The organism is Mycobacterium genavense ATCC 51234, from assembly GCF_000526915.1.
In the GTDB taxonomy this organism is placed as follows: Bacteria; Actinomycetota; Actinomycetes; order Mycobacteriales; family Mycobacteriaceae; genus Mycobacterium; species Mycobacterium genavense.
Genome location: NZ_JAGZ01000001.1, coordinates 307572 through 321530, shown reverse-complemented (window position 1 = coordinate 321530; position 13959 = coordinate 307572). Strand labels below are relative to the sequence as shown.

Below are 13959 nucleotides of genomic sequence, written 5' to 3'. Positions count from 1 at the left end.
GCCTTGGTCTCGTCGCCGCGGCCGATCAGCGATCGGCGGCCACTAGCACTCGGCGCCGTTAGGCGGCGTGGTGCCGCCGATCAGATACGCCGTCACGTAGTCGTCGACGCAGCTGTCGCCCTGGAAGACGACGGTGTGCTGGGTGCCGTCGAAGGTGAGCAGCGAGCCGCGCAGCTGGTTGGCCAGATCGACGCCGGCCTTGTACGGCGTCGCGGGATCGTGCGTCGTCGACACCACGACGGTCGGGGCCAGACCGGGCGCCGAGACCGAATGCGGCTTGCTGGTGGGCGGCACCGGCCAGAACGCGCAGGTGCCCAGCGGCGCGTCGCCGGTGAACTTGCCGTAGCTCATGAACGGGGCGATCTCGCGGGAGCGGCGATCTTCGTCAATTACCTTGGCGCGGTCGGTAACTGGCGGCTGGTCGACACAGTTGATCGCGACCCGCGCGTCGGTGGCGTTGGAGTAGTGCCCCTTCTGGTCACGGCGCATGTACATATCGGCCAGGGCCAGCAGCGTGTCGCCGTGGTTGTCGGTCAGCTCCCGCAGGCCGTCGGTGAGGTGGTGCCACAGCGTCGGCGAATAGAGCGCCATGATGGTGCCCACGACGGCGTCGCTGTAGCTCAGCCCGCGCGGGTCCTTGGTGGGGACCGGCCTGCCGACCATTGGATTGTTCGGGTCGACCATCGGATCGATCAGGCTGTGGTAGACCTCGACGGCCTTGGTCGGGTCGGTGCCCAGCGGGCAGTTGGGCTGCTTGGCGCAGTCGGCGGCGTAATTGTTGAACGCGTCCTGAAATCCCTTGGCCTGGCGCAGGTCCGCCTCGATCGGGTCGGCGTTGGGGTCGACCGCGCCGTCGAGGATCATCGCCCGCACGTTGTGCGGGAAGGCTTCGGCGTAGGCCGCGCCGATCCGGGTGCCGTACGAGTAGCCCAGGTAGGTCAGCTTGTCGTCGCCGAGGGCCGCACGGATCGCGTCCAGATCCTTGGCAACGTTGACGGTCCCGACGTTGGCCAGAAAGTCCTTGCCCATCTTGTCCACGCAGCGGCCGATGAACTGTTTGGTCTCGTCTTCCATGTGCGCGACGCCGGCCGGGGTATAGTCGACGTTCGGCTCGGTGCGCAGCCGGTCGTTGTCGGCATCGGAGTTACACCAGATCGCCGGCCGCGACGACCCCACCCCGCGCGGGTCGAACCCGACCAGGTCGAACCGCTCGCGGACCCGCTTGGGCAGGGTCTGCACGACGCCGAGTGCGGCTTCGATGCCGGATTCGCCGGGCCCACCCGGGTTGATCACCAGCGAGCCGAGCTTGTCACCCGTCGCGGGGAAGCGAATCATCGCCAGCGTGGCGACGTCACCGCCGGGGTGGTCGTAGTCGACGGGCACGGCCAGCTTGCCGCACATGGCGCCGGCGGGAAGTTTGACCGATCCATTGGCGACCCGGCACGGTGTCCATTCCACCGGCTGGCCCAATTTGGGGCCCGCCAGCAACGGTTTTCCGGCGACGACGCGCACGCAGCCGCCCAACACCATCGCCGCGGCAGCGATCGCTGTCGACGCCACAAGCATGCGCGCGAACCTGTCGCGGCGAGTCAGACTCATGTCAACACATGCTGCCAGAGACAACCTGAGACTTTCGTGAGCGCCACCGCCAGTCGAAGCCGTTGCCTGTGCGGTCGCGGCTTCGGTGTGCGTCAGTGCCGCCATCGGCGCACACCCGACGAAGCCGACCATGGCGCGTCTCACACCGGCACGACGTTCCAACTGTGCAGCAGAGATGGCAGAATGGCGCAAGTCAGACGAACCCGGGGACCGCATGCGGCCACGAGGATCGACCCGACCACCATTTAGGGACAATGATGTCTGATCAGAACGTTTACGGTGCAGACGCGTCGAAAGCGCCCCGAACCAAAGTCCGCACCCATCACCTGCAGAAGATGAAGGCCGAAGGCCACAAGTGGGCCATGCTCACGGCCTACGACTATTCGACCGCCCGCGTGTTCGACGACGCCGGCATCCCGGTGTTGCTGGTCGGCGACTCGGCCGCCAACGTCGTGTACGGCTACGACACCACGGTGCCGGTCTCCGTCGACGAGCTGATCCCGCTGGTTCGCGGGGTGGTACGGGGGGCACCGCACGCGCTCGTCGTCGCCGACCTGCCGTTCGGCAGCTACGAGGCCGGGCCCACCGCGGCGCTGGCCGCGGCCACCCGGTTCATGAAGGAAGGCGGCGCGCACGCCGTCAAGCTGGAGGGCGGCGAGCGGGTCGCCGACCAGATCGCCTGCCTGACCGCGGCCGGCACCCCGGTGATGGGCCACATCGGCTTTACCCCGCAGAGCGTGAACAGCCTGGGCGGCTTCAAGGTTCAGGGCCGCGGCGACGCCGCGGAACAGACCGTGCACGACGCGATCGCCGTCGCCGAAGCCGGCGCGTTCGCCGTCGTCATGGAAATGGTGCCCGCCGAACTGGCCACCCAGATCACCGGCAAGCTGACCATCCCGACCGTCGGGATCGGCGCCGGGCCCAACTGCGACGCGCAGGTGTTGGTCTGGCAGGACATGGCCGGAATGAGCAGCGGCAAGTCGGCGCGATTCGTCAAGCGATTCGCCAACGTCGGCGACGAATTGCGCCGGGCCGCTACCCAATACGCCGAAGAAGTGGCCGGCGGAGTTTTCCCCGCCGACGAACACTGTTTCTGAGCTACTGCATTCCGCAGCGGGCCCTGAAATCGGCCAACGGCTGCCGAATTGCCTCGAGATCAGCGTGCGCCTGCGGGTTGGCGTCCATGTACTGCTTGATCTGATCGCCAATTTCGCTGCGCGGCTGGCCTTTTAGGCCGGTGAAGTAGGCGTTGACGTCCGGATGGCTGAACAGGTACACCGACGTCGCGGCGGCGACACCCGACGAAACCTGGGCGAGATCGGCGGCCGTGCAGTTCGGTGGCGCCGGCTCGGGGTCCGCCTGAGCCGCGCCGGCGGACGCGAAAAGCATTGCGCCGCCGATGGCGCCGGCAGCGACGGCGCGCGAAGTGGCGAGAGCGAAAAACACCATTGGTAGCTCCTCCATCAGCTATCCGATACTTACCCGCAGGCAAACCATAAGTGGACCAAATCCATTCATGTGGAAAACAAGCAAAATCCCGCCGCGACGACCGCGGGGGTCGATATGCTTGCGCAATGAATCGACGCCGCTGGATCGGGGCACTGCTGGCAGTGCTGGCGATCATCTCAATTCCCGGAATCGTGGTCACGACGAACTCTGCCGGGCAAGCCGAGGCCACCGTCTGCGTCGGCACCGGGCGACGGGTGTCGGTCAGCGGTTGCGCCAACGTCGCCGACGCCATTCAGCGCTACGTGCCGCCGCCGGCGGATTACGCGCCGATGCCGGAGGACACCCCGCCGCCTCCCCCACCCCCGTAGCCGATCCCGCGAAATTTGTTCTCCCAGGCCAGCGGTGGCGGACACGCCGCAGCAAAGATCGCTGCCGGCGCTGCAAGCGTGGTGTGGCACGCTAGGGGTAGCCAGTCACGAGCGTCGACGACCATGCCATGCCGCGTCGGCGCGCCCCCTACGGAGCCGAAGAGAAATGCCTGAGCCCTCGCGCCATCTGGAGGTGGAGCGCAAGTTCGACGTCCCCGATTCCACGGTCACACCGTCGTTCGAAGGCATCGCGACGGTGGGTCGGGTGGAGAAATTGCCGACGCAATCGCTGGACGCGACGTACTTCGACACACCGTCGCAGGACCTCGCCCGCAACAATATCACGCTGCGCCGCCGCACCGGCGGCCACGACGCCGGCTGGCACCTGAAGCTGCCGGCCGGGCCCGATACCCGTACCGAGATTCGAACGCCCCTGGGCTCCACGAACGACGACACCATGCCCAGTGAATTGCTGGACGTGGTGCTGGCGATCGTGCGCGACCGGCCGCTCAAACCCGTTGCCCGGATCACGACCCAGCGGGAAGGCCAGGTGCTGTTCAGCATCGAGGGCGCGCCCTTCGCCGAGTTCAGCAACGACCACGTCCGCGCGTGGGCGGAGAATGCAACCGACCACCCCGACTCGAAACCCGTCGTGCAGGAGTGGCGCGAATGGGAACTCGAGCTCGACGAATCCCGCGGGGAGGCCGACACCGAGCTGCTGAGTCGGTTGAGCAACCGGTTGCTGGACGCCGGCGGGCAACCCGCGAACCACGCCTCCAAGCTGGCGCGGGTGCTCGGGACGACGGAACCGACCAACGGCGCCCAGCCACCCGAAGATCCGGTCCAGCGGGCGATCGCCGAGCAGATCGACGAGCTGCTGGTGTGGGACCGCGCGGTGCGCGCCGACGTCTACGACTCGGTGCACCAGATGCGGGTCACCACCCGCAAAATCCGCAGCCTGCTCAAAGATGCCCAAGCGGGAATGTCCGACGACACCCACGCCTGGGTGCTCGACGAACTGCGCGAGCTCGCCGGCATCTTGGGCGTGGCGCGCGACGCCGAGGTGCTCGCGCAGCGCTACGAGCAAGAGCTGGACCGGCTGTCGCCCGAGCTGGTCCGTGGACCGGTGCGCGAACGCCTGGTTGAGGGCGCCAAACGCCGCTACCAGTCCGGGTTGCGACGGTCGTTGATCGCGATGCGCTCGCTGCGCTACTTCCGGCTGCTCGACGCGCTCGATTCGATCGTGGCCGAAAGCCCGGTCACCGCAACCGGCGAGCAGCCGCCGCCGGTCACCATCGACGCCGCCTACAAGAAGGTACGCAAGGCCGCCAAGGCCGCGGCCCAAGTCGACGAAGCCGCCCATGCCGCCCAGGAGGAGCACCCCGAGCCGTCGGCCGACGCCGAGGATCATGACGACGAGGAGCACGATCGCGACGAGGAGCACGATCGCGACGAGGCGCTGCACGTAATTCGTAAGCGCGCCAAGCGACTTCGCTACACCGCGGCGGCCACCGGCGCGGAGGACGTCTCCAAGCAGGCCAAGGCCATCCAGTCGCTGCTCGGCGATCACCAGGACAGCGTCGTCAGCCGCGAGCATCTGATTCAGCAGGCCGACGCCGCGTACGCGGCGGGCGAAGACACCTTCACCTACGGCCTGCTTTACCAGCAGGAGGCCGACCTGGCCGAGAGCTGCCGTCAGCAACTCGACGAGGCGCTGCGCAAGCTCGACAAGTCGGTGAAAAAGGCACGCTGACCTACGGCGCGAGGCTGTAACTGGCGACGCCGCCTCTCGGGCGATGGGTTGCCAGTTACAGTTTCGCGCTGAGGGCGGGCGAGTTGGCCTGTAAGCCGGATTCTGTTCCCCACCGCCGCCGCGTAAGCAACGGCGGTGGGGCGGCGACCATCCATCTGGACACACCGTCGCCGGGGGCCTCAAGCGGCCTACCCGCAGACTCGGGCGAGCAACCCTCAATCGCCTGCGCGGCCGCACCTTTCGGTGCGGCCTTCTTGACCTTGCTTCGGGTGGGGTTTGCCGAGCCACCCCGGTCACCCGGGATGCTGGTGCGCTCTTACCGCACCGTTTCACCCTTACCACCGCGAGGGTGGCGGTCTGTTTTCTGTGGCACTTTCCCGCGAGTCGCCTCGGATTGCTGTTGGCAATCACCCTGCTCTGTGAAGTCCGGACTTTCCTCGACCCGTCGCTCTACGAGCGCGAGCCGCGGCCGCCCGGCCAACTCGTCCGCACGAACACGGTACTCGCTGGTCAACCTCCTGGCCAGCGCCCCGAGCACGCGCCCGCACGCTATTGCCCAATTGTTAGCATCATTGCTTAAATAAGAAGTTGGTGCACGCTGACCGCATGACAGAAGCCCAAGGGTTCTTCGATCAGACGATGATGGGAATCGCGGAGCCGCAGCCCATGTACAAGGCGCTGCGCGAATCGAGCCCGGTGTTCCGGTCGGACCAGGCGGTGGTGCTCAGCCGTCTCGCCGACATCGAGATGGCGCTCAAGCACACTGAGCTGTTCTCGTCGAACATGGATGCGGTCAACCTCGGCAACATCCGGCCGCTGATTCCGCTGCAAATCGATCCTCCCGAGCATGCGAAATATCGGCGCGTCCTCGACCCGCTGTTCACCCCGCGGGAGATGGCCCGCCGCGAACCGCGCGTCACCGAGCTGGTGAACGAGATGATCGATCGCTTCGCCGGGCGGGGCGAATGCGACTTCCACGCCGAGTTCGCGGTTCCGCTGCCGTGCACCGTCTTCCTGCAACTGCTCGGCCTGCCACTGGCAGACCTCGACCATGGAAAGACGCCGTGATCCGCCCCGAAGGCGACGCCGGTTTCAACCACCGGCACGAAAGTTCGGCCCCGGTGGCACAACAGATCTACGACTACTTCGAGCGGGCCATCGACGACCACATCGCCAACCCACGCGACGACGTGCTGTCCGCGATGATCGCGGCCAACCTGACCGCCGAGGGCCGAACGTTGTCGCGCGAGGAGCTGCTCGACATCTGCTTCCTGTTCCTGATCGCCGGCCTGGACACCGTCACCGACTCGCTGGATTGCTTCTTCGTCTATCTGGCGCGTCACCCCGAGCACCGTCGTCAACTCGTCGAGCAGCCCGCTGTGCTGCCGCACGCGGTCGAAGAGTTGTTGCGTTAAGAGACACCGGTTCCCGGTGTCGCCCGGGTCGCGATGCAAGACGTCGAGGTGGGCGGATGCCCGATCAGCAAAGGCGAGCGGGTCAGCCCGTTGCTCGGCGCGGCCAACACCGACCCCGCCGAGTTTCCTGACCCCGAAGTGGTGGATTTCACCCGCAACCCCAACCGGCACCGCGCGTTCGGTGGCGGCCCGCATCGTTTCCTGGGATCGCATCTGGCGCGGATGGAGCTGCGGGTGGCGTTGCGCGAATTCCATCGGCGCATACCGGATTACGAGATCAAGCCCGGCACCCAACTGACCTATACGGCGGCGCTCAGATCAGTGGAATCGCTGCCGCTGATCTTCGCAGTCTCATGACTCGCGTGGCGGTCGACGCCGACCTGTGCACCGGCCACGGGCGCTGCTACAGCCTGGCGCCCGAGGTCTTCGACGCCGACGACGTCGGCCACTGTGTGGTGCTCGTCGAGGACGTCTCCGGTGAGCTCGAAGAGCAGGCCGCGATCGGGGAGAAGAACTGCCCCGAGCACGCGATCACGTTGTTGCGCTGACGCCCCCCTGCGCCGACGCTCCCATTTTCGCCGAGGCCCCCCTTTTCGCCGAACGTGCTCTGGTGGCGAGAAAATCGCCAAAATCCCTCCACCAGAGCACGTTCGGCGCAGGGCAGGCCGTCATGGAGCAGCGCCTATTCGCAGGCAATTGCGTGGTAGGCCATGTCGGCAATGGCCAGGCAGTACTCGTCGTCGATCGGCGCATCCGAATACAGCGCGCGAATATTGATCGGCGCCAACAGAATCTGAGTGGCAGCCACCGTGGTGATGCCGTCGCGTAGTTCACCGCGGTCCTTGGTCCGGTCGACGATCTGGCGCACAATCGCGAAACGGGCCCGCCAGAACATCATTCGGGTCTCTTCGTCGTGGCGTCCACGAGGCCCCATCACCAGCGCCCGCAAGAACGCACGGCCCACCTCGTCGTTGATGCGCTTGGCGACGCCCAGGGCCAACGCTTCCAAATCCCCGTGCAACGAGCCGGTGTTCGGCACGTCGCCCCAGGTCTCGAGGTCGGCCAGCGCCGCATCGACGATCAGCCGCTGACGGTTGCCCCAGTGGCGGTAAATCATCTCGGTGTCGATGCGATGACGCTCGGCCAGGGCCTCGACGCTGAAACGTTCCACACCCCAGCAGGCCAACTCGTCGAGCACCGCCGGCATCACCTGCGCCCGAATAGCTGCGGGAACTTCGCCCGGTGCTGCCCCGGGTCGTTGATCCAGCGACATGCTGCTCCTAGCGGCTAGAGATAGCCGGTCTGATTCACGAGTCGCACCGAAGATGCCCCATCCGAATAGAACTCCGCGATGCTCAAGGATGCCAGGTCAAGGTGCAATCTGTACAGGATGCCGGGCCCGGCATCCAGCGCGAGGCGCAACAACATCTTGATCGGCGTGACGTGCGAAACGACCAACACCGTTGCGCCTTGATGGGCGGCGACGATGCGTTCCCGCGCCTGGCACACCCGCTCGAGTGCGGCATCGAAACTCTCCCCGCCCGGCGGTTCCGTGCTGGTGTCGCGCAGCCAGCGGCTATGTAGTTCCGGATCGCGTTCGGCGGCCTCTGCGAACGTTAGCCCCTCCCAGCCGCCGAAGTCGGTCTCGATCAGGTCGTCGTCGACGGTCACGTCCAGGCCCAGTGCCTTGGCCGCCACCGCCGCGGTGTCGTAGGCCCGTTGCAACGGCGAGGAGATCACCGCGGCGATGCCGCCACGTTCGGCCAGGTACCGCGCCGCCGCCTGGGCCTGCCGACGCCCTAACTCGGTCAGTTCCGGATTGCCCCGGCCGGGATAGCGGCGCTGCACCGACAATGCGGTCTGCCCGTGGCGCAGCAACAGCAGCCTGGTCGGGGCGCCGCGCGCACCGGTCCAGCCGGGTGGCGACGAGGGTTGCGGCGCAGCGGATTTGACGGGATCCTTCGCAGGCTCGTCGACCGTCGAGGCGTCGACTGCGGCCGCGGCGTCCATCGCCTCGTTGGCCAGCCGATCGGCATGTTTGTTGCGTTCGCGCGGTACCCACGTGTAGCTGATCCGGTCGAAGCGCACCGCCAATTCTCGAGCCCGGGCGTGCAACTCGATCAGGTCGGGGTGCTTGACTTTCCACCGCCCCGACATCTGCTCCACCACCAACTTGGAATCCATGAACACGTCGGCCTCGCTGGCGCCGAGTTTCACGGCGTCTTCCAAACCGGCTATCAGGCCGCAGTATTCGGCGACGTTGTTGGTGGCCCGGCCGATAACCTGCTTGTTTTCGGCCAGCACAGTCGCGCGGTCCTCGGTGTGCACCACCGCGCCGTAGCTGGCCGGTCCGGGATTGCCGCGCGATCCCCCGTCGGCTTCGATAACGACCTTCACTGCCCGGTCCCCTTGACGCGCAACAGGATCGCTCCGCATTCGGGGCAGCACACCACGTCGTCGTCGGCCGCCGCCGAGATGCGGGCCAGCTCTCCCCGGTCGATCTCGATCCGGCACGCGCCGCACCGATGTCCCAGCAGGGGCCCGGCGCCCGGTCCTCCCCCGGCGCGCCGCCGCTCGTAGAGGGCGGACAGATCGGGGTCCAGGGACGCGGCCAGCCGGTCGCGCTGCGCCGCATGCGCCTGCCGGGTCTCGTCGATTTCGGCCAGGGCGGCATCGAGGTCTTGCTGGGCGCCCGCCAGCTCGGACCGCAGCGTGGCTATCGCGTCCTGCTCGGCGGTCAGCTGGGCGGCTAGCTCCTCGCGGCGTTCCATGACTTCCAGCAGCGAATCTTCCAGGCTGGTCTGCCGGCGGATCAGGGTTTCCAGTTCGTGCTGCAGATCCGCCAGCTGCTTGGCATCGGTGGCCCCCGACTCGAGCAACGACCGGTCGCGATCCTCACGCTGGCGCACCGCCGCGATCTCCGACTCGTACCGCGATACCTGAGTGTCGAGATCCTCCAACTCGATTCGCAGTGCGCCCAGCCGGTCATTGGCCGCGTCGTGCTCGGCTCGCATCCGCTCGATGGCCTCGCGCTGTGGCAGTCGAGTGGCCCGGTGCGCGATGCGGGCCAGCTCCGCGTCCAGCTCGGACAACTCCAAGAGCGAACGCTGCTGTGCTACTTCGGCTTTCATGATTGGTCTCCACATGATTCGTGGCCGATGTTCCAAGGGTCGGTGCGGGTGGTGGACACGTGCACCGGCAGGTCCGCACCGAACCGGGATCGCAGCACCTCGGCAGCTTGTGTGCACCAAGGGAATTCGCTGGCCCAGTGCGCGACGTCGATCAGCGCCACGTCCGAGGCCCGGCGATGCTCGTCGGCCGGGTGGTGGCGCAGGTCGGCGGTCACGTAGGCCTGCACGTCGGCGCGCGCGACGATGCTCAGCAGCGAGTCGCCGGCGCCGCCGCACACCGCGACCCGGGAGACGACTTTGTCGGGGTCGCCGGACGCCCGCACCCCCCAGGACGTCTGCGGCAGCGCGGCGCCGACGCGGGAGACGAAGGCGCGCAACGATTCCGGTTGCGCCAGCGTACCGACGCGGCCCAATCCGGCATCGCCGGGCGCGGGCACCAGGGCGAAGATGTCGAAGGCCGGCTCTTCGTACGGGTGGGCGGCGCGCATCGCCGCCAGCACCGCCGGCCGGGCCCGCGCGGGTGCGACGACCTCGAACCGGTCTTCGTCCACCCGTTCGACGGTGCCGACGGTGCCGACCGCGGGCGTGGCGCCGTCGTGGGGCAGGAACTGGCCGATGCCGCTGACGCTCCAGCTGCAGTGCGAGTAGTCCCCGATATGGCCGGCGCCGGCCTCGAACACCGCTTCCTGCACCGCTTCCGCGTTCGCTCGCGGCACATAGATCACCCACTTGTCGAGATCGGCTGGCTCCGACTGCGGTTCGAGTGCCGCTTCGACGGTAAGGCCAAGAGCATCCGCCAGCGCGTCGGAGACGCCGGGCGACGCCGAGTCGGCATTGGTGTGCGCGGTGAACAGCGAACGCCCACTTCGGATCAGCCGATGCACCAAGGCGCCCTTCGGCGTGCTGGCGGCGACGGTGTCGACGCCGCGCAACAGCAGCGGGTGGTGAGCCAGCAGCAGCCCGGCCTCGGGCACGTCGTCGACCACCGCCGGGGTGGCGTCGACGGCGATCGTGACCGAATCGAGCAGGTCGTTGGGGTCACCGCACACCAGGCCCACCGAATCCCAGGGTTGGGCCAGCCGCGGCGGGTAGGCCTGGTCCAGGACCTCGATCACGTCGGATAGCCGTGCGCTCACCGCTGCCTCCCGCTGACGGGCATGGTTTCCGAGATCGCCTGGACCAGCAGCGGCCACTCGGGGCGCACCGCGGCCCGCAGATAACTGCCGTCCAGGCCGACGAACGTGTCACCGCGGCGCACAGCAATCCCCTTGTCGTGCAGCCTGTTTCGTGTCTCGTCGGCATGTGGAAGGCGAAACAGCACGAACGGGGCCACGCCGTCGACCACCTCGGCACCTATCGAGCTCAGACCGGCCACCATCTCGGCCCGCAACTGTGCCAGCCGCACCGCGTCGGCAACCGCGTCGGCGCCGCTGCAGGCGGTGATGGCCTCGAGTTGCAGCGCGCCCACCGGCCAGTGCGCACGGTGAGCGGTCAACCGCACCAGCACCTCTGGCGCGCCCAGTGCATAGCCCACTCGCAGCCCGGCCAGCGCCCACGTCTTGGTCAGGCTGCGCAGAACCAGCACGTCGGGCAGCGAGTCGGCGGCCAGCGACTCCGGTTCGCCGGGAACCGAATCCGCGAACGCCTCGTCGATCACCAGGATCCGTCCGGGCCGACGCAGTGCGAGCAGCTGCTCGCGCCGGTGCAGCACCGAGGTGGGGTTGGTCGGATTGCCCACCACGACGAGGTCGGCGTCCGCGGGCACGTCCACGTGATCCAAACCGAACGGCGGACCGACGACGACGTGGTGCACCGGCACTCCGGCCGCGCTCAGCGCGATGGCCGGCTCGGTGAACGACGGCGCCAGCAGCGCCGCCCGCGCCGAGCGCAGGCTGGGCAGCAGCGCGAACCCTTCGGCGGCCCCGGCCAGCGGCAGCACCTCCTCGCGCGCCCGGCCGTGCCGCCGCGCGACCGCGTCTTGAGCGCGGCGCAGGTCCTCGACGCCGGGATAGCGCGCCAGGTCCGGCAGCCGCGCGGCCAGCCGCTCGATCAGCCATTGCGGTGGCTGCGCATGCCGGACGTTGACCGCGAAGTCGAGCATTCCCGGCGCGGCGGCCTGGTCACCGTGGTAACGCGCCATCGATTCCGGACTCGCCATCCGTGAAACACTAGTGCGCCGTCCTGGGAGCCCGGCAGGAACACCGTCACACCGCACTACCTGCCATCGACGACAATGGTGAGGTGACAGGAGCAGTTTCGGCCGACGGGCTGGCCCCCCAGCTGGTGATCTTCGATCTCGACGGCACGCTGACCGATTCCGCGGCGGGGATCCTCGCCAGCTTCACCCACGCCCTCGAACACGTCGGCGAACCGGTGCCCGAGGGCGATCTGGCGGCGCGGATCGTCGGCCCGCCGATGGACGAAACGTTCCAGCTGATGCTCGGCGAGCGCGCCGACGCGGCGTTCGCGGCGTTCCGGGCCGAATACGGCGAGCGCGGCTGGTCCAACAACAGCCTGTTCGACGGGATCGAGCCGCTGTTGGCCGACCTGCGGGCCGCCGGCGTGCGGCTGGCCGTGGCCACGTCCAAGCTGGAGCCGACGGCGCGCCGCGTCCTGGCCCACTTCGCGCTCGACCACCACTTCGAGGTCATCGCCGGCGCCTGCCCCGACGGCACTCGCCGCAGCAAGGAGGAAGTGCTGGCGCACGCGCTGGCCCAGCTACAACCGCTGCCCGAGCGGGTGTTGATGGTCGGCGACCGCAGCCACGACGTCGACGGGGCCGCCGCGCACGGCATCGACACCGTTGTCGTCGGCTGGGGCTACGGCAAGGCCGACTTCGCCGACGGTTACGCCGTCACCGGCGTGACGCATGCCGCGACGATCTCCGAACTGCGGAGGGCCCTGGGTGTCTGAGTTGCATGTGACCTTCGTCTGCAGCGGCAACATCTGCCGCTCACCGATGGCCGAGAAAATGTTCGCCGACCAGCTGCGGCGGCGCGGTCTGGGCGACGCGGTGCGGGTGACCAGTGCGGGCACCGGCAACTGGCACGTCGGCAGCGGCGCCGACGAGCGCGCGGCCAAGGTGCTGCGCGCCCACGGCTATTCCACCGACCACACCGCCGCGCAGCTCGACGACGACCACCTGGGCGCCGATCTGTTGGTAACGTTGGGCCGCAACCATTTTCGGATGCTGCAGCAACTCGGTGTGGACGCCGACCGGATCAGGATGCTGCGCTCGTTCGACCCACGCTCGGGAGCTCATGCCCTCGACGTCGAGGATCTCTACTACGGCGACCACGCCGACTTCGAAGAGGTGTTGGCCGGCATCGAGGCGGCGCTGCCCGGCCTGCACGACTGGGTCGACGAGCAACTGGCGAAAAACGGGCACGGTTGATGCGTCGGCTGGGATTTTTGCTGCGGCCAGGCTGGATAGCGCTGATCCTGGTGGTCATCGCCTTCACCTACCTGTGTTTCATGGTGCTCGCACCGTGGCAGCTGGGCAAGAACTCCCGCACGTCACGGGAGAACCATCAGATCGAGAACTCGCTGAACACCCCACCGGTGTCGTTGAAAACCTTGTTGCCGCAGCAGGATTCGTCGGCACCGAATGCGCAGTGGCGCAGGGTGATCGCAACCGGGCACTACCTGCCCGACGTCCAGGTGCTGGCCCGGTTGCGGGTGGTCGACGCGGATCAGGCCTTCGAGGTGCTGATCCCGTTCGTCGTCGACGACGGACCGACGGTGCTCGTAGACCGCGGCTACGTGCGCCCGCTGCCCGGCTCGCACGTCCCGCCGATCCCCCGCCCGCCGCAAGAAACCGTGACCATCACGGCGTGGCTGCGAGACTCCGAGCCGGCGGTCCAGAACAAGGAGCCGTTCTCCAGAGACGGTGTGCAGCAGGTGTATTCGATCAACACCGACCAGGTCTCGGTGCTGACCAAGGTGCCGCTGGCCAAGTCCTACCTGCAACTGGTCGAAAACCAGCCCGGCGGGCTCGGCGTGATCGGCGTGCCGCATCTGGACGCCGGGCCGTTCCTGTCCTACGGCATCCAGTGGATTTCGTTCGGCGTCCTGGCCCCGATCGGGCTGGGCTATTTCGCGTACTCGGAGATCCGGGTCCGGCGCCAGGAAAAGCAGGCGAAGGCCCCCCAGACTCCGATGACAGTCGAGGAGAAACTCGCCGACCGCTACGGGCGCCGCCGCTAAGGCCATTGGGTGTGCGCGCACGCCGCCCCACCCGCAAA

Annotated in this window: 14 protein-coding genes, 1 other RNA gene and 1 pseudogene; 8 read left to right on the top strand and 8 right to left on the bottom strand. The window is 67.8% G+C overall.

Going from position 1 to position 13959, the window contains the following annotated elements; all coding sequences use genetic code 11:
- Positions 1-42 precede the first annotated feature (42 nt).
- Entirely contained in the window at positions 43-1599 is a 1557-nt protein-coding gene (locus T428_RS0101520; RefSeq protein WP_025735081.1) for an alpha/beta hydrolase, read from the bottom strand.
- Positions 1600-1856: 257 nt separating this feature from the next.
- Here T428_RS0101520 and panB point away from each other — a divergent pair, with 257 nt between their 5' ends.
- Positions 1857-2696, top strand: a complete 840-nt coding sequence (gene panB, locus T428_RS0101515) for a 3-methyl-2-oxobutanoate hydroxymethyltransferase (protein WP_025735080.1) — start codon at positions 1857-1859, stop codon at positions 2694-2696.
- Position 2697: 1 nt separating this feature from the next.
- Here panB and T428_RS0101510 read toward each other — a convergent pair whose 3' ends face one another.
- Positions 2698-3048 (bottom strand): heme-binding protein, encoded by a 351-nt coding sequence (locus tag T428_RS0101510; protein ID WP_025735079.1) that lies wholly within the window; start codon positions 3046-3048, stop codon positions 2698-2700.
- Positions 3049-3173: 125 nt separating this feature from the next.
- Between T428_RS0101510 and T428_RS0101505 the strand changes: the two genes are divergently transcribed.
- Together T428_RS0101505 and T428_RS0101500 are read left to right on the top strand one after the other, a co-directional pair.
- A complete protein-coding gene (locus T428_RS0101505; protein WP_025735078.1) occupies positions 3174-3416 on the top strand; it encodes a hypothetical protein in 243 nt (80 codons plus the stop codon).
- Positions 3417-3582: 166 nt separating this feature from the next.
- Positions 3583-5169, top strand: coding sequence for a CYTH and CHAD domain-containing protein (locus T428_RS0101500; protein WP_036466788.1), 1587 nt, complete (start codon positions 3583-3585; stop codon positions 5167-5169).
- Between the two features lie 75 nt (positions 5170-5244).
- Here the strand turns inward: T428_RS0101500 and rnpB are convergent.
- Positions 5245-5654, bottom strand: an RNA gene (gene rnpB, locus T428_RS30900) — RNase P RNA component class A.
- A 121-nt stretch (positions 5655-5775) separates the two neighbouring features.
- On the opposite strand from rnpB, the pseudogene T428_RS24980 reads away from it, so the two are divergent.
- Both T428_RS24980 and T428_RS0101490 read left to right on the top strand, forming a co-directional pair.
- Positions 5776-6941: pseudogene (locus T428_RS24980) on the top strand (cytochrome P450).
- Complete coding sequence (locus T428_RS0101490) at positions 6938-7132, top strand: ferredoxin (protein WP_025735076.1); 195 nt, start codon at positions 6938-6940, stop codon at positions 7130-7132. The pseudogene T428_RS24980 and the gene T428_RS0101490 overlap by 4 nt, the downstream one beginning before the upstream one ends.
- A gap of 134 nt (positions 7133-7266) precedes the next feature.
- On the opposite strand, the gene T428_RS0101485 is transcribed toward T428_RS0101490, so the two are convergent.
- From T428_RS0101485 to cobC, 5 genes are read right to left on the bottom strand one after another with little or no spacing between them, the layout of a single operon-like run.
- Complete coding sequence (locus tag T428_RS0101485) at positions 7267-7857, bottom strand: TetR-like C-terminal domain-containing protein (RefSeq protein WP_051465089.1); 591 nt, start codon at positions 7855-7857, stop codon at positions 7267-7269.
- A gap of 14 nt (positions 7858-7871) precedes the next feature.
- Positions 7872-8981: a bifunctional RNase H/acid phosphatase gene (locus T428_RS0101480; RefSeq protein WP_025735074.1), complete on the bottom strand. Its 1110-nt coding sequence runs from the start codon at positions 8979-8981 to the stop codon at positions 7872-7874.
- A complete protein-coding gene (locus T428_RS0101475; protein ID WP_025735073.1) occupies positions 8978-9715 on the bottom strand; it encodes a zinc ribbon domain-containing protein in 738 nt (245 codons plus the stop codon). The genes T428_RS0101480 and T428_RS0101475 overlap by 4 nt, the downstream gene beginning before the upstream one ends.
- The gene (locus tag T428_RS0101470) at positions 9712-10851 is read right to left on the bottom strand and encodes a Nif3-like dinuclear metal center hexameric protein (RefSeq protein ID WP_025735072.1); all 1140 of its coding nucleotides are present in this window, start codon (positions 10849-10851) and stop codon (positions 9712-9714) included. The genes T428_RS0101475 and T428_RS0101470 overlap by 4 nt, the downstream gene beginning before the upstream one ends.
- Positions 10848-11873 (bottom strand): Rv2231c family histidinol phosphate aminotransferase CobC, encoded by a 1026-nt coding sequence (gene cobC, locus T428_RS0101465; protein ID WP_025735071.1) that lies wholly within the window; start codon positions 11871-11873, stop codon positions 10848-10850. Before cobC ends, T428_RS0101470 begins: the two co-directional genes overlap by 4 nt.
- A gap of 83 nt (positions 11874-11956) precedes the next feature.
- Between cobC and T428_RS0101460 the strand changes: the two genes are divergently transcribed.
- Genes T428_RS0101460 through T428_RS0101450 form a run of 3 tightly spaced genes read left to right on the top strand, consistent with a single transcriptional unit; the run spans position 11957 to position 13921 of the window.
- Positions 11957-12628, top strand: coding sequence for an HAD-IA family hydrolase (locus T428_RS0101460; RefSeq protein ID WP_025735070.1), 672 nt, complete (start codon positions 11957-11959; stop codon positions 12626-12628).
- Positions 12621-13109 carry a low molecular weight protein-tyrosine-phosphatase gene (locus T428_RS0101455; protein WP_025735069.1) on the top strand — a complete coding sequence of 163 codons (489 nt, stop codon included), beginning with the start codon at positions 12621-12623 and terminating at the stop codon, positions 13107-13109. Before T428_RS0101460 ends, T428_RS0101455 begins: the two co-directional genes overlap by 8 nt.
- Positions 13109-13921, top strand: coding sequence for an SURF1 family cytochrome oxidase biogenesis protein (locus T428_RS0101450; RefSeq protein ID WP_025735068.1), 813 nt, complete (start codon positions 13109-13111; stop codon positions 13919-13921). The genes T428_RS0101455 and T428_RS0101450 overlap by 1 nt, the downstream gene beginning before the upstream one ends.
- Positions 13922-13959: the final 38 nt, after the last annotated feature.